Annotated in this window: 21 protein-coding genes; 19 read left to right on the top strand and 2 right to left on the bottom strand. The window is 73.7% G+C overall.

Features of this window, described 5'->3' with window-relative positions:
• The first annotated feature begins 3 nt into the window (after window positions 1-3).
• The 15 genes from pyrF to PVE36_RS08800 all read left to right on the top strand — a co-directional run bounded on the left by pyrF (window position 4) and on the right by PVE36_RS08800 (window position 12,143).
• Window positions 4-870 carry an orotidine-5'-phosphate decarboxylase gene (gene pyrF / locus PVE36_RS08870; RefSeq protein WP_277451697.1) on the top strand — a complete coding sequence of 289 codons (867 nt, stop codon included), beginning with the start codon at window positions 4-6 and terminating at the stop codon, window positions 868-870.
• A gap of 2 nt (window positions 871-872) precedes the next feature.
• Entirely contained in the window at window positions 873-1,229 is a 357-nt protein-coding gene (gene mihF, locus PVE36_RS08865; protein WP_277451694.1) for an integration host factor, actinobacterial type, read from the top strand.
• Complete coding sequence (gene gmk / locus PVE36_RS08860) at window positions 1,226-1,780, top strand: guanylate kinase (protein ID WP_277451692.1); 555 nt, start codon at window positions 1,226-1,228, stop codon at window positions 1,778-1,780. Before mihF ends, gmk begins: the two co-directional genes overlap by 4 nt.
• Before the next feature lie 26 nt (window positions 1,781-1,806).
• The gene (gene rpoZ, locus PVE36_RS08855) at window positions 1,807-2,121 is read left to right on the top strand and encodes a DNA-directed RNA polymerase subunit omega (RefSeq protein ID WP_277451691.1); all 315 of its coding nucleotides are present in this window, start codon (window positions 1,807-1,809) and stop codon (window positions 2,119-2,121) included.
• A gap of 10 nt (window positions 2,122-2,131) precedes the next feature.
• Complete coding sequence (gene coaBC, locus PVE36_RS08850) at window positions 2,132-3,394, top strand: bifunctional phosphopantothenoylcysteine decarboxylase/phosphopantothenate--cysteine ligase CoaBC (protein WP_277451690.1); 1,263 nt, start codon at window positions 2,132-2,134, stop codon at window positions 3,392-3,394.
• A 55-nt stretch (window positions 3,395-3,449) separates the two neighbouring features.
• The gene (metK, locus tag PVE36_RS08845) at window positions 3,450-4,673 is read left to right on the top strand and encodes a methionine adenosyltransferase (protein WP_277451688.1); all 1,224 of its coding nucleotides are present in this window, start codon (window positions 3,450-3,452) and stop codon (window positions 4,671-4,673) included.
• 57 nt (window positions 4,674-4,730) lie between these two features.
• Window positions 4,731-6,353 (top strand): primosome assembly protein PriA, encoded by a 1,623-nt coding sequence (locus PVE36_RS08840; protein WP_277451687.1) that lies wholly within the window; start codon window positions 4,731-4,733, stop codon window positions 6,351-6,353.
• Window positions 6,331-6,708 (top strand): hypothetical protein, encoded by a 378-nt coding sequence (locus PVE36_RS08835; protein WP_277451686.1) that lies wholly within the window; start codon window positions 6,331-6,333, stop codon window positions 6,706-6,708. Before PVE36_RS08840 ends, PVE36_RS08835 begins: the two co-directional genes overlap by 23 nt.
• 68 nt (window positions 6,709-6,776) lie before the next feature.
• On the top strand, window positions 6,777-7,709 hold the full coding sequence (gene fmt / locus PVE36_RS08830; protein WP_277451685.1) for a methionyl-tRNA formyltransferase: 933 nt from the start codon (window positions 6,777-6,779) through the stop codon (window positions 7,707-7,709).
• Window positions 7,645-9,186: a transcription antitermination factor NusB gene (locus PVE36_RS08825; RefSeq protein ID WP_346780644.1), complete on the top strand. Its 1,542-nt coding sequence runs from the start codon at window positions 7,645-7,647 to the stop codon at window positions 9,184-9,186. The genes fmt and PVE36_RS08825 overlap by 65 nt, the downstream gene beginning before the upstream one ends.
• 30 nt (window positions 9,187-9,216) lie before the next feature.
• Complete coding sequence (gene rpe / locus PVE36_RS08820; RefSeq protein WP_277451684.1) at window positions 9,217-9,873, top strand: ribulose-phosphate 3-epimerase; 657 nt, start codon at window positions 9,217-9,219, stop codon at window positions 9,871-9,873.
• A 9-nt stretch (window positions 9,874-9,882) separates the two neighbouring features.
• The gene (gene pnuC / locus PVE36_RS08815; RefSeq protein WP_277451682.1) at window positions 9,883-10,596 is read left to right on the top strand and encodes a nicotinamide riboside transporter PnuC; all 714 of its coding nucleotides are present in this window, start codon (window positions 9,883-9,885) and stop codon (window positions 10,594-10,596) included.
• Between the two features lie 11 nt (window positions 10,597-10,607).
• Window positions 10,608-10,871 carry a phosphoribosyl-ATP diphosphatase gene (locus PVE36_RS08810; RefSeq protein WP_277451680.1) on the top strand — a complete coding sequence of 88 codons (264 nt, stop codon included), beginning with the start codon at window positions 10,608-10,610 and terminating at the stop codon, window positions 10,869-10,871.
• A gap of 10 nt (window positions 10,872-10,881) precedes the next feature.
• Window positions 10,882-11,721, top strand: a complete 840-nt coding sequence (hisG, locus tag PVE36_RS08805) for an ATP phosphoribosyltransferase (RefSeq protein WP_277451679.1) — start codon at window positions 10,882-10,884, stop codon at window positions 11,719-11,721.
• Between the two features lie 53 nt (window positions 11,722-11,774).
• Complete coding sequence (locus tag PVE36_RS08800) at window positions 11,775-12,143, top strand: PH domain-containing protein (protein ID WP_277451677.1); 369 nt, start codon at window positions 11,775-11,777, stop codon at window positions 12,141-12,143.
• 74 nt (window positions 12,144-12,217) lie between these two features.
• Here PVE36_RS08800 and PVE36_RS08795 read toward each other — a convergent pair whose 3' ends face one another.
• Window positions 12,218-12,760, bottom strand: a complete 543-nt coding sequence (locus tag PVE36_RS08795) for a hypothetical protein (protein WP_277451675.1) — start codon at window positions 12,758-12,760, stop codon at window positions 12,218-12,220.
• A 44-nt stretch (window positions 12,761-12,804) separates the two neighbouring features.
• On the opposite strand from PVE36_RS08795, the gene hisF reads away from it, so the two are divergent.
• Complete coding sequence (gene hisF, locus PVE36_RS08790; protein WP_277451674.1) at window positions 12,805-13,611, top strand: imidazole glycerol phosphate synthase subunit HisF; 807 nt, start codon at window positions 12,805-12,807, stop codon at window positions 13,609-13,611.
• Here the strand turns inward: hisF and PVE36_RS08785 are convergent.
• Window positions 13,608-14,246, bottom strand: coding sequence for a TIGR03085 family metal-binding protein (locus tag PVE36_RS08785; RefSeq protein WP_277451672.1), 639 nt, complete (start codon window positions 14,244-14,246; stop codon window positions 13,608-13,610). The two genes, hisF and PVE36_RS08785, sit on opposite strands and share 4 nt — an antisense overlap.
• A 159-nt stretch (window positions 14,247-14,405) precedes the next feature.
• Between PVE36_RS08785 and hisI the strand changes: the two genes are divergently transcribed.
• Genes hisI through PVE36_RS08770 form a run of 3 tightly spaced genes read left to right on the top strand, consistent with a single transcriptional unit; the run spans window position 14,406 to window position 16,932 of the window.
• Complete coding sequence (hisI, locus tag PVE36_RS08780) at window positions 14,406-14,777, top strand: phosphoribosyl-AMP cyclohydrolase (protein ID WP_346780574.1); 372 nt, start codon at window positions 14,406-14,408, stop codon at window positions 14,775-14,777.
• Window positions 14,774-16,348 (top strand): anthranilate synthase component I, encoded by a 1,575-nt coding sequence (locus tag PVE36_RS08775; RefSeq protein WP_277451669.1) that lies wholly within the window; start codon window positions 14,774-14,776, stop codon window positions 16,346-16,348. Before hisI ends, PVE36_RS08775 begins: the two co-directional genes overlap by 4 nt.
• On the top strand, window positions 16,345-16,932 hold the full coding sequence (locus tag PVE36_RS08770; protein ID WP_277451667.1) for a Trp biosynthesis-associated membrane protein: 588 nt from the start codon (window positions 16,345-16,347) through the stop codon (window positions 16,930-16,932). Before PVE36_RS08775 ends, PVE36_RS08770 begins: the two co-directional genes overlap by 4 nt.
• The last annotated feature ends 5 nt before the right edge of the window (window positions 16,933-16,937 follow it).

The raw sequence follows: 16,937 nt of genomic DNA, 5'->3' as shown, positions 1-16,937 counted from the left end.
GGCATGACCACCGACACCACCCCCTTCGGCGTCCGCCTGCAGGCCGCGATGGCCGAGCACGGTCCGCTCTGTGCGGGGATCGACCCGCACCGCGGACTCCTCGAGTCCTGGGGGCTGACCTACGACCTCGCCGGCCTGGAGCGGTTCACGATGACCTGCGTGGAGGCCTTCGGCGGCGCGGTCGCCGCCGTCAAGCCCCAGTCGGCCTTCTTCGAGGTCTTCGGGGCGAAGGGGGTCGCGGTCCTCGAGCGCGCGCTCGCCGAGCTGCGCTCGGCCGGTACCCTCACCGTCCTCGACGTCAAGCGCGGCGACATCGGCACCACCGTCGACGCCTACGGCGAGGCCTTCCTCGGCACGGACGCGCCGGCCGCTGCGGACGCGATCACCCTGAGCCCGTACCTCGGCTACGGCTCCCTGCGCCCCGCGATCGACCGCGCGCACGCCACGGGCCGCGGGGCCTTCGTCCTCGCCCTGACGTCCAACCCCGAGGGTGCCGACGTCCAGCACGCCCGCCTCCCCGACGGACGATCGGTCGCGGGAGCCGTCGCCGAGGGCGCGGCACGCGACAACGCCGACGACCGCGCCGCGGGCCGGCTCGGGAGCATCGGTCTCGTCGTCGGGGCCACCGTCGGCTCCGCCGTGGCCGACCTGCAGGTCGACCTGCCGGCCATGGCCGGACCGGTCCTCGCCCCCGGGCTCGGCGCCCAGGGGGCGACCGCCGAGGACGTGCGCTCGGTCTTCGCCGGGGCGCTGCCCCAGGTGCTCGCGAGCAGCAGCAGGGACGTCCTGCGGGCGGGACCCGACGTGGCCTCCCTGCGCGGGCGTGCCCGCGCCGTTGCCGGCGAGGTCGCCCGCATCACCGGGGTCTGAGTATGGTGACCGCACCCCTGTCGGTCGACCCCGGAGTTCCCGTGCCCGTCCCCACGTTGAGCCCGCAGCAGCGCGCCCACGCCCTGGCCAGGGCGACGAGCGCACGTCAGGAGCGAGCCGTCGTCAAGCGTCGGCTCAAGCAGGGGAGCGTGACCATCGGTGACGTCCTCGCCCGTCGTGCGCACGACCCGGCGATCGCCAAGCTCAGGGTCCTCGAGCTCCTCGAGTCGATGCCGGGCATCGGGGACGCCAGGGCGGGCCGGATCATGGATCAGCTCCGCATCGCCCGGTCGCGGCGGGTCCGCGGCCTCGGTCCGCACCAGGCGCGGGCCCTCGTCGAGTGGTTCGAGCGCTCGTGACCGCGCGTCTGACCGTCCTCGCGGGCCCGACCGCCGTGGGCAAGGGCACCGTAGCCGCCTGGATCCGGGAGCACCACCCCGAGGTGTGGCTCTCGGTCTCGGCGACCACGCGACCGCCGCGCCCCGGCGAGGTCGACGGGGTGCACTACCACTTCATCTCCGGTGAGGACTTCGCCACCAAGGTCGGCGAGGGCGACATGCTCGAGTGGGCCGTCGTCCACGGGCGGGCCTCCTACGGCACGCCGCGGGGTCCCGTGGAGCAGGCGCTGGCCGAGGGCAAGCTCCCGCTGCTCGAGATCGACCTCCAGGGAGCCCGGCAGGTGCGTGCCTCGATGCCGCAGGCCCGGTTCGTCTTCCTCGCGCCCCCGTCGTGGGAGGAGCTCGTCGGCCGGCTCGAGGGCCGCGGCACCGAGACGGCCGAGGAGAGGGCCGTCCGACTCGACACCGCGAAGGTCGAGATGGCGGCCCAGCACGAGTTCGACCACGTGGTCGTCAACGACGACATTCGTCGTGCCGCCGAGGAACTCGTATCATTGATGAGATCCCCCTGACCCCGACGACGAAGGACCACCTCGACGTGTCCGGTACCAAGGCAAACCCCATCGGCATCACCAACCCGCCGATCGACGACCTCCTCGAGCGGGCGGACAGCAAGTACGCCCTCGTGATCTACGGGGCCAAGCGGGCCCGCCAGATCAACGCCTACTACTCGCAGCTGCAGGAGGGCCTGCTCGAGTACATTGGGCCGCTGGTGGACGCTCAGGTCCACGAGAAGCCGCTGTCGATCGCGCTGCGCGAGATCGACGAGGGGCTGCTGACCAAGGAGGCGAGCAAGCCCGCCGAGGCGTCGGTCGAGTCGATCGTGGACATCCCGGCCACCGACGAGGCCTGAGGCCACCTTCGTGCGCATCGTCCTCGGCGTGGGTGGCGGCATCGCGGCCTACAAGGCGGCACTCCTGCTGCGCCTCTTCAGCGAGGACGGCCACGAGGTGACCGTCGTGCCCACCGAGGCGGCGCTGCGCTTCGTCGGCGCGCCGACCTGGGAGGCGCTCTCGGGCCGGTCGGTCCAGACCGACGTCTGGAGCAACATCACCGACGTGCCCCACGTGCGCATCGGGCAGGAGGCCGATCTCGTCGTCGTCGCGCCGACGACCGCGGACCTGCTGGCCAAGGCGACCCACGGCCTGGCCGGTGACCTCCTGACCAACGTCCTGCTCACCGCTCGCTGCCCCGTCGTCCTGGCTCCCGCCATGCACACCGAGATGTGGGAGCACGCCGCCACGCGCGCCAACGTCGCGACCCTGCGCCAGCGCGGGGTCACCGTGATCGATCCGGACTCGGGACGGTTGACCGGTGCCGACACCGGCCCCGGACGCCTCCCCGAGCCCGAGGACATCCGTGCCGCGGCGATGGCCGCGGTTGCGGGTGCGCCCAGCCGCGCACACGCGCAGGAGGGCGACCTCGTCGGCCGCTCGGTGCTCGTGAGCACCGGCGGGACCCGCGAGCCGCTCGATCCCGTGCGGTACCTGGGCAACCGCTCCTCCGGCAAGCAGGGCCTTGCCGTGGCCGAGGCCGCGGCCGCACGCGGCGCCCGGGTGACGCTCGTGGCGGCCAACCTCGAGCTGCCGGTGGCGCCGGGCATCGACGTCGTCCCCGTGCAGACCGCGTTGGAGCTGCAGGCGGAGATGGCTGCGCGGGCCGCCGACCACGACGTCGTCGTCATGGTCGCCGCCGTCGCCGACTTCCGCCCGGCCGACTACGCCCGGGCCAAGATCAAGAAGTCCCACGACCCCGCCGACCCGGATGCCGCGCCCACCATCGAGCTCGTGCGCAACCCGGACATCCTCGCGGGCCTGGTCTCGGGGCGCGGCGACGCGACCACACCCCTGCTCGTGGGCTTCGCCGCGGAGACGGGCGACGCGACCGGCTCGGTGCTCGCGCACGGCAGGGACAAGCTCGCCCGCAAGGGCTGCGACCTGCTCGTCGTCAACGAGGTGGGCGAGGGCGTGACCTTCGGCGCCGACGACACCACGGTCCACGTCCTCACCCGGGGCAGCGACGAGACGGTCGACATCGGCCCCGCGAGCAAGCGCCTCGTCTCCGACGGCATCTGGGACGTCGTCGCGGGCTCCCTCCGTCCCCGACGGCAGCGGGTCCTAGACTGACGACGCCCTACCGGTCGGTTGTCCCCGCCCGGTCAGTCGAACCCGGGAGTTGCGCGTGTCCGGACGTCTCTTCACCTCCGAGTCGGTGACCGAAGGTCACCCCGACAAGATCTGCGACCAGATCTCGGACTCGATCCTCGACGCCATGCTCGACGCCGACCCGCACAGCCGCGTCGCCGTCGAGACCATGGTGACGACCGGGCTGGTCCACATCGCCGGTGAGGTCACCACCGAGGCCTACGTCGAGATCCCGCACCTGGTGCGCTCGGTCATCGCCGACCACGTCGGCTACGACTCCTCGGAGAAGGGCTTCGACGGCCGCACGTGCGGGGTCTCGGTCTCCATCGGGGCGCAGAGCCCCGACATCGCCCAGGGCGTGGACACCGCGTACGAGAGCCGCACCGGGGGCATCGACCCCAAGGACAAGCAGGGCGCCGGCGACCAGGGCCTGATGTTCGGGTACGCCTGCCGGGACACCCCCGACCTCATGCCGCTGCCGATCTACCTCGCGCACCGCCTCTCGCAGCGACTCACCGAGGTCCGCAAGGACGGGGTGCTGGACTACCTGCGTCCCGACGGCAAGACCCAGGTCACCATCGACTACGACGGGGACAGCCCCGTGCGGCTGGACACCGTCGTGCTCTCGACCCAGCACTCCGCGGAGGTCGACCACGAGCGCCAGCTTCCGGCGGACATCATGGCGACGGTCTTCGACCCCGTGATGGCCGAGCTGAAGGACTCGGGCGTGCGGTTGGACACCTCCGACTACCGCACCCTGATCAACCCCACCGGCAAGTTCGTCATCGGTGGCCCCATGGGGGACGCGGGACTGACGGGACGCAAGATCATCGTCGACACCTACGGCGGCATGGCCCGCCACGGTGGTGGCGCCTTCTCCGGCAAGGACCCCTCGAAGGTCGACCGCTCCGCCGCGTACGCCACCCGGTGGGTCGCCAAGAACATCGTCGCCGCCGGGCTCGCCGACCGGTGCGAGGTCCAGGTCGCCTATGCCATCGGCGCCGCCCAGCCGGTGGGCCTCTACATCGAGACCTTCGGCACCGAGACCGTCCCGGTCGACTCGATCCAGCGGGCCGTCACGTCCGTCTTCGACCTGCGACCGCTGGCGATCGTCGAGGAGCTGGACCTGCTGCGTCCGATCTACGCGCCGACGGCCGCCTACGGCCACTTCGGGCGCACCTCGGCCGCCGGCTACGACAACGCCTTCCCGTGGGAGCAGACGACGAAGGTCGAGGCCCTGCAGGCAGCCGTCCGCGGCTGACCCACCGCCGGGCGGAGCGAGCCATCGGCTGACACCCCACCCGGTTACGTTGTCCCCGTGCTCCTGTCCACCCCCGTCGCCCGGGTCCTCGTCGACACGGGGCTGGTCCATCTCGACCGGCCCTTCGAGTACCTGGTGCCCGAGGAGCTCGCCGAGGCCGCCCAACCGGGCGTGCGGGTCAAGGTGCGCTTCGCCGGTCGCGACCGTCCCGGTTACGTCGTCGAGCGGTCCGACGCCGCCGAGCACACCGGCCGTCTGGCCCCCATCCGCACGGTCGTCTCCGACGAGCCGGTGCTCACGCCCCCGGTCCTGGAGCTGGCCCGACGCCTGGCGGCCCACCAGGCGGGCACGACCGGGGACGTCCTGCGCCTGGCGATCCCGCCCCGCCACGCCCGCGCCGAGAAGGCACTGCCCCGGGAGGATCCTGCGGCCGGGGAGGAGCCACGGCCGGTGCCGGAGACCACGACGCCGCAGGTGTGGGCGGACTACCGGGCCGGCGCCGCCTGGTGGTCACGGGTGGCCGCGGGGGAGTCGCCCGGGGCCGCGTGGGTGGCCGCGCCCTCCCGGCCGGCCCCGTCGGACTGGCCGGTGGCCCTTGCCCAGGCCGCGCGTGCGGCACTGGCCTCGGGCAGGGGCGCGGTCATCGTCGTCCCCGACCAGCGGGACGTGGTCCGTGTGGACGAGGCGCTGACCGAGGCACTCGGACCGGACCGGCACGTGCGGCTGACCGCAGACCAGGGCCCGCAGGCGCGCTACACCGCGTGGCTGAAGGTCCTGCGCGGGCACGTGCGCGTCGTCGTCGGCACCCGGGCCGCCGCCTACGCACCGGTGCGCGATCTCGGGCTCGTCGCGTGGTGGGACGACGGGGACGACCTCCACGTCGAGCCGCGCGCCCCGTACGCCCACGTGCGCCAGGTGCTCCTCACGCGTGCGGACGTCGAGGACGCGGCCGTACTCGTCGCCGGCCTGACGATGTCGACCGACGTGGCCGCCCTCGTCGACACCGGCCGGGTCCACCTCGTCGGGGGCTCCACCTCGCGTCGTGACGCCCCGCGGGTGCTCGTCGCCGGGGAGGGCCTGGACGAGGAGCGGGACGGCCCGGGAGCGCGGGCGCACATCCCGTCATCGGCCCACCGCGCCGCCTCGGCGGCCCTCTCGCAGGGGCCGGTGCTCCTCCAGGTGCCTCGCCGGGGCTACCTCCCGGCGATGGCGTGCGCCTCGTGCCGTGCGCCGGCCCGGTGCCCCGAGTGTCGTGGTCCGCTGGCGCTGCCGTCGCCGGACCGACCACCGGAGTGCGGCTGGTGCGGTCGCGCGCCCCGCGGCTTCGTCTGCCCCCACTGCGACGGCGACCGGTTGCGTGCCGGCGTCATCGGGGCCCGTCGCACCGCCGAGGAGATCGGCCGGTCCTTCCCGGGGACCAGGGTCATCACCTCCGGTGGGGGCGAGGTGCACGCCGGCGTCGGGGCCGAGGCGGCGATCGTCGTCGCCACACCCGGGGCCGAGCCGGTGGCCGAAGGGGCTACGCGGCGGTCCTCCTGCTCGATGCCTGGGCGAGCCTGGACCGGCCGGACCTCCGGGCGGCCGAGGAGGCGGTGCGCCGGTGGTTCGCCGCTGCCGGGTTGTGCCGGTCGTGGGCCGACGGGGGAGTGGTCGTGCTGTGCGGCGCCCCGAGCCACGTGACCATCCCCCGGTCGAGGCGCTCGTGCGGTGGGACCCGCAGTGGTTCGCGGCCCGCGAGCTGGCCGAGCGCACGGAGCTCTCGCTGCCACCGACCACCTGGACCGCCGAGGTCGTCGCGCACCGCAAGCGGGTCGAGCCCGTGGAGCACGCGGTGCGGGCGGTGGCGCACGAGGCGCAGGTCCTCGGGCCCCTGCCGGTCGCCGGCGCCGAGGACCGACGACGGCTGGTCATCAAGGCACCCTTCGGCGACGGCCCCCTCGTCGCCGCCGCGCTGAAGGACCTCCGGGCGGGGGAGAGCGCCCACAAGGCGGAGACGCTCACGTCGGTGAAGGTCGGTCACCTCGGGGCGTTGTGACGCCCCGGGCCGCGTGACGGCGTGGGCCGCGGCCGTGCCCGGCCGTGCGGCGCCCTAGAATCGCCCCCGTGCGACTGATCTTTGCCGGGACCCCGCAGGTCGCCGTCCCCTCCCTCCGGGCCCTGTCCGACTCCGACCACGAGGTGGTCGCCGTGGTCACCCGACCCGACGCCCGGGTGGGTCGCGGGCGTCGCCTCGAGCCCTCGCCCGTGAAGACCGTGGCGCAGGAGCTGGGCCTGCCCGTCCTGACGCCCTCCAGCCCCCGGGACCCGGACTTCGTGGCCGAGCTGACCGCCCTGGCGCCGGACTGCTGCCCGGTCGTCGCCTACGGCGCACTCCTTCCCCGGGAGGTCCTGGACATCCCGACGCACGGGTGGGTCAACCTCCACTTCTCGCTGCTCCCGGCCTGGCGCGGCGCCGCCCCGGTCCAACGGGCGATCATCGCCGGCGACGAGATCACGGGCGCGAGCACCTTCCTGATCGAGGCGGGTCTGGACACCGGTCCGGTCCTCGGGACGATGACCGAGCGGATCCGTCCCGACGACACCGCCGGGTCGCTCCTCGACCGGCTCGCCGACGCCGGCGCCCCACTCCTGCTGGCGACGATGGACGGCGTGGCCACGGGCGACCTCGAGCCGCGGGCCCAGCCGACGGAGGGTGTCAGCCACGCCGCGAAGCTGACCGTCGAGGACGCGCGGGTCGACCTGGCCCACCCCGCGATGGCTGTGGACCGGCACATCCGTGGGTGCACGCCCGCACCCGGCGCGTGGACGACCTTCCGTGGCGAGCGGCTCAAGCTCGGCCCGGTGACGATCACCGACGAGAGTCTGCCGGCGGGCCGGATCGAGGCGCGCAAGCGCGAGGTGCTCGTCGGGACGGCCGACCGCGCCGTCCGGCTGGGCGAGGTCGTCCCCCTGGGCAAGAAGCCGATGCCCGCTGCGGACTGGGCACGGGGCGTGCGGGTGGCCACCGACGAACGACTGGGCGAGGAGCAGGCATGAGCACCGACGGACAGCGGAAGGGCCCCCGCCAGAAGTCGCGGACCGCGCCCGCGCAGCGCTCGCGTCGGGGAGCCCGGCCCGCAGCACCGCCCACGCCGTCCTCCGCGCCGTCGGCGACGGTGCCTACGCCAACCTCGAGCTGCCGAGGGCGCTGCGGCGCGCGCGGCTGGACGACCGGGACGCCGCCTTCGCCACCGAGCTGACGTACGGGACCCTGCGGATGCAGGGCTTCTACGACGCGATCATCGTCGAGGCCACCGGACGCCCGACGAGCCGGCTCGACGGAGGGGTCCTCGACGTGCTCCGGATGGGGGTCCACCAGGTGCTTGCCATGCGGGTGCCGGACCACGCCGCCGCGGACCAGGCCGTCGGGCTCGCCCGCTCCGTCGCCGGCCCGGGGGCAGCGGGTCTGGTCAACGCGGTCATGCGCCGCGTCTCCGAGAGCACTGCGGAGGAGTGGCGTCAGCGGGTCGTGCCCGCCGAGCCGCTCGCCGAGCGCCTGGCGATCGAGCACTCGCACCCGGTGTGGATCGTCAAGGCCCTGCGCCAGGCGCTCATCGGCCACGGTGCGGCCACCCCGCAGACGGCTGACGAGGCCGTCGCGGAGCTGCTGGCCGCGCACAACGTCCCCGCGCCCGTCTCGCTCGTCGCCCGCCCGGGTCTCGCCGAGGTCGACGACCTCCTCGCCGCGGGGGCCCACCCCGGGCGGTGGTCCCCCTTCGCCGCCGAGCTCGACGGGGGAGACCCCGGCTCCATCGAGGCGGTCCGCGACGGACGTGCCGCGGTGCAGGACGAAGGGAGCCAGCTGCTCGCCCTCGCGCTCGCGGCCGTCCCGCTCGCCGATCGCGACGGGGACGCGCCCGAGCAGTGGCTGGACCTGTGCGCCGGTCCCGGCGGCAAGGCCGGGCTGCTCGCGGCCAGGGCGCTCGAGCAGGGGGCCGACCTCGTGGCCAACGAGATCAGTGACCACCGCACCGAGCTGGTGCGCCAGACCCTGCGCCCGGCACTGGAGGCGGCCGAGGCCGCCGGTCGCCGACTCGAGGTCCGCACCGGCGACGGTCGTGAGCTCGGTGCCGACGAGCCGGAGCGGTACGACCGCGTGCTCGTCGACGCACCGTGCACCGGCCTGGGGGCCCTGCGTCGTCGTCCGGAGGCGCGCTGGCGGCGCAAGCCGAGCGATCTCGTCGGCCTCGGTCCGCTGCAGCGCGAGCTGCTCGTCTCCGCGATCGAGGCCACCCGACCTGGCGGTGTCATCGCCTACGCGACGTGCAGCCCGCACCTGTCCGAGACCACCTTCGTCGTGCGCGACGTGCTCAAGAAGCGCGACGACGTGGAGCAGATCGATGCCCGCGAGCTGCTCGACCAGGTCGCGACCGGCGACCTCACCGACCTCGGGGACGGCCCTCACGCCCAGATGTGGCCCCACATCCACGGCACGGACGGGATGTTCCTCGCCCTGCTGCGCAAGAAGCCCTGACCCCGGCCACCCTCGACCAAGGACACCCCCGTGCAGATCTCCCCGAGCATCCTGTCCGCCGACTTCGCCAACCTCGAGTCCGAGCTGGCGGCGATCAGCAACGCCGACTGGGCGCACGTGGACGTCATGGACGCCCACTTCGTGCCCAACCTCACCCTCGGCCTGCCGATCGTCGAGTCGCTGCTGCGGGTCAGCCCGATCCCCATCGACTGCCACCTGATGATCGACGACCCCGACCGGTGGGCCCCGCCCTACGCCGAGGCCGGGGCGAAGTCGGTCACCTTCCACATCGAGGCCGCGGCGGACCCGGTGACCCTGGCCCGCGACATCCGCGCGCAGGGCGCCCGGGCGTCCATGGCGCTCAAGCCGGACACCCCCTTCGCCGCCTACGAGGAGCTGCTCCCCGAGCTGGACATGGTGCTCGTCATGACGGTCGAGCCCGGCTTCGGCGGGCAGTCGTTCATGTCCGACCAGATGCCCAAGGTGGAGCAGGTGCGTCGGGCCGTGCGCAAGCACGGCGGCGACATCTGGGTGCAGGTCGACGGCGGGGTCTCGGCACGGACGATCGAGCAGTGCGCCGAGGCCGGGGCCGACGTCTTCGTCGCCGGGTCGGCCGTCTACGGGGCGGACGACGCCGCCGCCGCGGTCGAGGAGCTGCGGGAGCTCGCGCAGCGCCACGCCCACTGACGCCACGGCATGTCCGTCCTCGACTGGATCTACTCCGCGGGCGTCGACATCGCCGGCCACCGGCTCTCCCTCATGGAGGTCATCGGGATCGGCTTCGGGCTCGCCTCCGCGGTCGGTGGCATGCTGCGCAAGGTGTGGGCCTGGCCGGTCGGGATCGTCGGCAACGCGATCCTCTTCCTCGTCTACATCGGGGTGACCGTGGGTGTCGACGACAAGGCGCCCCTCTTCGGGCAGTCGGCCCGCCAGGTCTTCTTCATCGCCACCTCGCTCTACGGCTGGTGGCGCTGGCGCCGGGCCAGACGCTCGCGCCGCACTCGCGACGCGCACGCGATCACCCCGCGGTGGGCGAAGGGGGCCGAGCGCCTCGGTCTGCTCGTCACCGCGGCCCTCGGGGTCGTCGTCGTGCAGCAGGTCCTCGCGGCGCTCGGAGCGGGCTGGCCCGCGCCGCGCTGGTACTACTGGGCCGACGCCTGGATCTTCATGGGTTCGCTGCTCGCGACGTACGCGATGGCGCGTGGCTGGAACGAGTTCTGGCTGGTCTGGATCGGTGTCGACCTCGTGGGCGTGCCCCTGCTGTGGCACAGCGGGTACCTGCCGACGGCCGTGCTCTACGCCGTCTACGCGGTCTTCGTCGTCTACGGCTTCGTCGTCTGGCTGCGCGCGAGCCGCATCGAGCGTCCGGACGGTGAACCCGTGGAGTCGGCACCGGCCGGCGCCAACTAGGCTGGCCCGTTGTGAAGACCTTCGAGACCCTCTTCGCCGAGCTCACCCGGAAGGCCGCCGAGCGGCCCGAGGGCTCGGGCACCGTCGCCCAGCTCGACGCCGGCACCCACGCGATCGGCAAGAAGATCGTCGAGGAGGCCGCCGAGGTGTGGATGGCCGCGGAGTACGAGAGCAAGGAGGAGCTGGCCGAGGAGATCAGCCAGCTCCTCTACCACCTGCAGGTGCTGATGATCGACGGTGGCCTGACCCCCGACGACGTCTACACCCACCTCTGAGAGGACCGACGTGCGCATCGCCGTGCCCAACAAGGGCTCCCTGTCCGAACCCGCCGTGGAGATGCTCCGCGAGGCGGGCTACCGGGTCCGTCGCGACAGCAAGGAGCTGGTCGTCGCCGACCCCGACAACGACGTCGAGTTCTTCTACCTGCGTCCCCGTGACGTCGCCCTCTACGTCGGCAAGGGGCAGGTCGATGCCGGGATCACCGGACGGGATCTGCTCCTCGACTCCGGCTCCGCGGCGACCGAGGTCATGGGCCTGGGGTTCGCCGGGTCGACCTTCCGTTTCGCCGGCCGTCCCGGTGAGGCCAGCACCGCGGCCGACCTCGACGGTCGCCGGGTGGCCACCTCCTACGCAGGCCTCGTGCGCGACCACCTCGCGGCGAAGGGGGTCTCCACCGAGGTCGTCCGCCTCGACGGAGCGGTCGAGACCGCGATCACCCTCGGCGTCGCCGACGCCATCGCCGACGTCGTCGAGACCGGCACCACCCTGCGGCAGCAGGGACTGGAGGTCTTCGGCGAGCCGATCCTGCGCAGCGAGGCCGTGCTCATCCGGCGGTCCGACGCCAGCGAGGCCGGGATCGACGTCCTGCACCGGCGCATCAAGGGCGTCGTCACGGCACGGGAGTACGTGCTGCTCGACTACGACTGCCCGGCCGACCTCGTCTCCCGGGCGGTGGAGCTCACTCCCGGGCTGGAGTCGCCGACGGTCAGCACCCTGCACGACGAGACGTGGTGCGCCGTGCGCTCGATGGTCCCGCGCGGTCAGACCAACCGGATCATGGACGAGCTGTACGACCTCGGGGCACGGGCGATCCTCGTCACGGAGATCTCCGCGTGCCGCCTGTGACGGAGATGGACCGTTCGTCCGCGCCCACGTTCCGCCCCGTCCGGGGACGGATCGTGCCCATCGTCATCGGGGTCGCGATCCTCGTCGGGGCCGTCGTCTTCGCCGTCGTCCTGCCCGAGCGCTTCGGAGTGATGGACCGAGTCACCTGTGCGGGGATCGGTGTGGCGACCGCTGCCTTCATGCACCGCTACGCGACGATCCACGCTCGACCGGACGCGGACGGGCTGTGGGTGCGCAACCTCGGGCCCGGGGAGCACGTGCCGTGGGAGGACATCGTCGCGGTGCGCTTCTCGCAGGGCATGCCGTGGGTGCGGCTCGACCTCGCCGACGGCACGGACCTGGCCGTCATGGCCATCCAGCGGGCCGACGGTCCGCGCTCGCTCGAGGCCGCGCAGCAGCTGGCCGACCTCGTGGGGCGCTGAGCACCCCCCTTCGAGGCGCCCACGCGGAACGTGGGACCCGCTTCGTCGCACCTCAGGACGACGCCTTCGCCCGGCTACGAAGCCGTGTCGAAGAGGAGATGGGCGCGCTCGCGGGTGCGGTCCCGCCCGAAGAGTGCCGCCTCCTGCCGCGCCCACATGTCCCAGTGCCGCTCGAAGACCTCGCCGTCGCGCTCGATCGCGCGCGCCCGCCGCACGGGCGCCGGACCGTCGAGCCAGACGCGGGTGCCGACCAGTGGCGAGGCCGCGCCCACGGTGCTGCCGCAGCCCTCGACCACCAGGCGTCCACCCACGGCCAGCTCCCGACGGGGGCCGGGCGCGTGGGCGGCCCAGTCCCACGTGGGCACGACCGCACCCCGTCCCTCGGACACCGGGGCGAGGACGTGCTCCACGAGGATGCCCACCGCGTCGGCCAGGCCGTGCCAGCCCGGGTAGATCTCGTCCATCGAGACCAACGGGGCCGCCCACCGCGCGGCGACCTGCCGGCCGAGCGAGGTCTTGCCCGATCCGCTGCGCCCGTCGATGCCGATGACGCGCACGGCCCCGCAGGACGGGGGCGCGTCGGAGGCGTGGGCGAGGATCTGGGTCACGGGCTGCATCGGGGCGAAGCGTAGCCCGCGCCGACGCTGGGTAGGCTGCCAGCGTGTCCCTCGCCGTACGTGTCATCCCCTGCCTCGACGTCGACGCCGGACGGGTCGTCAAGGGCGTCAACTTCGAGAACCTCCGCGACGCCGGTGACCCGGTCGAGCTCGCCCGTCGGTACGGACGGGAGGGTGCGGACGAGCTGACCTTCCTCGACGTCACCGCCAGCAGCGGCGACCGGTCGACCACCTATGACGTCGTCACCCGCACCGCCGAGGAGGTCTTCATCCCGTTGACCGTCGGCGGCGGTGTGCGCACCGTCGAGGACGTGGACCGCCTCCTGCGCTGCGGCGCGGACAAGGTGGGCGTCAACACCGCTGCGATCGCCCGCCCCGAGCTGATCAGCGAGGTCGCCGACCGGTTCGGCGCCCAGGTGCTGGTCCTCTCCGCCGACGTGCGTCGCCGCCGTGTCGCGGACGGCTCCCTCGGGGAGGGGTTCGAGGTGACGACCCACGGTGGTCGCCGCGGCACGGGGATCGATGCGGTCGAGTGGTGTGCCCGGGCCGCCGGGCTCGGGGCCGGCGAGATCCTCCTGAACTCGATGGACGCGGACGGCACGAAGGCCGGCTTCGACCTCGAGCTGATCGCCGCGGTCCGACCCGAAGTGAGCGTCCCGGTGGTCGCCAGTGGGGGAGCCGGGGCCGCGGAGCACTTCCCGCCGGCGGTGGACGCCGGAGCCGATGCCGTGCTCGCGGCGAGCATCTTCCACTTCGGCGAGGTGACGATCGGGGCCGTCAAGGACGCCCTGGCCGCCGCCGGCCACCCCGTGCGGCGCGGTGCCGCCGGTGACGGCGAGGGCGGCTCCTAGAGGCCGTAGTCGGTCGTCCGGACCGTCTCGACGGCCTCCGGCGGGCCGATCAGCTCGACCTCGGCGACGTCGCGCCGGCCGAAGCCGAACAGCAGGATCTCGCCCGGACGCCCGTGGATCTGGACCACCGGCCCGTCACCGGAGCCGATCCGCGTGCGGCGCCTGGCGGTGACGAGCTCGACCCGGACCCCGGGCGTGCGGCGGAAGAGCATCGTGCCGATGACCGCGAGCTGGTGGCCGAGGGCCGCGACGTGCTCCGCGGTCAACGAGCGCCGGGGGGCGCCCAGGCCCGCCCGCAGGACGTCCTCGTGGTGGACGAAGAACTCCACGAGGTTGACCTTCTCGTCCACCGCGCCGATCCGCGTCGGGTGCCAGGCCGGCGGGCCCTGGCGCAGTCGCTCGACGAGAGTCCGGTGGTCGTGCCGGGTCCGCAGGCCGGCCATCGCCTTCTCGGCCCGCCCCGCCAGGGCGGGGACGTAGATGCCCGCGGAGGCGTCGGGGCGGCCCTCACGCACGAGGAGGTGGGCGAGCAGGTCTCCGCTGGTCCAGTCACCGCAGAGTGTGGGCGCATCGGGCCCGACCTCGAGGAAGGTGTCGCACAGGGCGGCTCGCTCGATGCTGGCATGGCGGATCATCGGTACTCCGGGGTCGGGAGACGGGTCGTATGACGTCGAAGGGTAGCCCCGCCGTCTGGGCGGCCGGCGCCGGCACGGCGCCCGTGGCCGATTCGAGACCCGGCGAGCATCGCGTGGGCGGCTCGGCGGCGGCCGGCGCCGGAGTGCAGAATGGCAGGCGTGTCCACCCCTCCCTCGCCCCTGCCCGCAGAGGTCGCGGCGCGCCTGGCCCGTGACCCCGCCGGACTCGTCGCGGCCATCATCCAGCAGCACGACACCGGAGAGGTGCTGATGCTCGGATGGATGGACGACGAGGCGCTGCACCGCACCCTGACGTCCGGCCGGGTGACCTTCTGGTCCCGCAGCCGCCGGGAGTACTGGCGCAAGGGCGACACCTCGGGCCACACCCAGCACGTCCGGTCGGTCGCCCTCGACTGCGACGGTGACGCTCTCCTCGTCCGCGTCGACCAGGTCGGCGCTGCCTGTCACACGGGCCGGCGCACCTGCTTCGACGCCGGCGACCTCGGGGCGGTCCCGGGGGAGCAGCCGTGAGCGCGCCCCGCACCGAGATCCCCGACCTCGCCCCGGGCCGGACCTGGCCCGACCTCGACGCCTTCACCGTCCTCGCCCGTGACCGACGGGTGGTGCCGGTCGTGCGCCGCCTCATCGCCGACGGCGAGACACCGGTCGGCGTCTACCGCAAGCTCGGTGGCGGCGCGCCGGGGACCTTCCTGCTCGAGTCGGCCGAGCACGGTGGGGTGTGGTCCCGCTGGTCGATCGTCGGTGCGCAGAGCCGCGCGACGCTCACCGAGCAGGACGGTCGGGCCCACTGGATCGGTGAGCCGCCCGTCGGGGTCCCGACCGACGGGGACCCGACCGCTGCCCTCCGCGCCACCCTCGAGGCCCTCTCCACCGAGCCCGTCGACGGCCTGCCCCCCTTCACCAGCGGGATGGTCGGCGCGGTCTCCTACGACGCGGTCCGCCGGTGGGAGAAGGTCCCCAGCAAGCTGCCCGACGTCCTCGGGGTCCCGGAGCTCGGTCTGGTGCTGGCCACGGACGTGGCCGTGCTCGACCACAGCGACGGCTCGCTGCTGCTCGTGGCCAACGCGATCAACTACGACGACACCGACGAGCGCGTCGAGGAGGCCTGGCAGGACGCTGTCGCCCGCATCGACGCGATGGCCGAGCGCCTCGCGGAGCCGGCGGAGAGCACCGTCGCGACGGTCGACCACGAGGTGGCGGCGCGTGCCCGCACCGAGGTCGAGAGCGATGTCAGCGTCGAGCGCTTCGAGGAGATCGTCGAGGAGGCCAAGGAGGACATCCGGGCCGGTGAGGTCTTCCAGGTGGTCCTCTCGCAGCGCTTCTCCACCCCGTGCCCCGTCGACGGGCTCGAGGTCTACCGGGCGCTGCGGCGCTCCAACCCGAGCCCGTACATGTACTTCGTGCGGCTGCCGCACCCGGACGGGTCCACCTATGACGTCGTCGGCTCATCGCCGGAGGCGCTGGTGAAGGTGACCGGACGACGGGCGATCACCCATCCGATCGCCGGGACCCGCCCCCGTGGGAAGACCCCCGAGCAGGACCTCCAGCTCGAGGAGGACCTCATCGGCGACCCCAAGGAGCGCTCCGAGCACGTCATGCTCGTCGACCTGGGTCGCAACGACCTGCAGAAGGTGTGCGCCGCGGGCACCGTCGACTGCGTCGAGTTCATGAACCTGCGCCGCTACAGCCACGTGATCCACCTCGAGTCCACCCTCGTCGGCGAGATGGCGAAGGGGGTGGGGGCCTTCGACGTCCTCGTCGCCACCTTCCCCGCCGGGACCCTGTCCGGGGCGCCGAAGCCCCGGGCGCTCCAGCTGATCGAGAAGTACGAGCGCAGTCGACGGGGCGTCTACGGCGGAGTCGTCGGCTACCTCGACTTCCACGGTGACATGGACATGGCGATCGCCATCCGCACCGCCCTGGTCAAGGACGGCGTCGCGCACGTGCAGGCCGGTGCCGGGATCGTCGCGGACTCCGTCCCGGCGCTGGAGCAGGAGGAGACGGTGCACAAGGCCGGCTCGGCCCTGGCGGCGGTCGCCGGTGCCCGTGCGATGCGTCCGGTCCGCAGGTCGACCCGATGAGCACGCTGACGCGCAAGCCGGTCGTGGTGCTGCTCGCGATCGCCGCCGGGATCATCATGCTGGCGGCCGGGCGGGCCGTCTGGATCACCGGGACCGTCGACGGCATCGCCGGCCCCGCGCAGGCCACGGCGGTCGGGACCGCCGCCGCTCCGGGGCTGGCCGGGCTGGCGCTGGTCGCGATGGCGGCTGCCGTCGCCGCGGCGACCTCCGGTCGGATCGCCCGGTGGGTCAGCGTCCTCGCCATGGTCGGGGTCGGGGCCGGGGTCATCGCCCTGTCGGTGCGTGCCGTGCTCAGCGCGCCCGACGTGCTCGGGACCGTCGCGGCCGAGGGCTCGGGCACCACGGGCACCCTCGAGGCGACCGGGTCGGCCAACGCCTGGCCGTGGGTCGCCGTCGCCGGCGCGGTGCTGCTCCTCGTCGCGGCGGGCGGCACCGTCGCCGGCGGTCGCCGGTGGGGCGCACTCGGCGGGCGGTACGAGCGCTCGACCGGTGACGGCGCCACGGAGGTCGGCGGCGCACGCGGCGAGCGCGTCGACTCCGACTGGGACCGGGTCACGCGCGGGGACGACCCGAGCGTCGACTAGCCTTG

The sequence above is a fragment of the Janibacter sp. DB-40 genome (genome assembly GCF_029510815.1).
Taxonomy (GTDB): Bacteria; Actinomycetota; Actinomycetes; order Actinomycetales; family Dermatophilaceae; genus Janibacter.
Note: the sequence above shows the minus strand (reverse complement) of the source record. Positions and strands in the feature narration are given on the sequence as shown.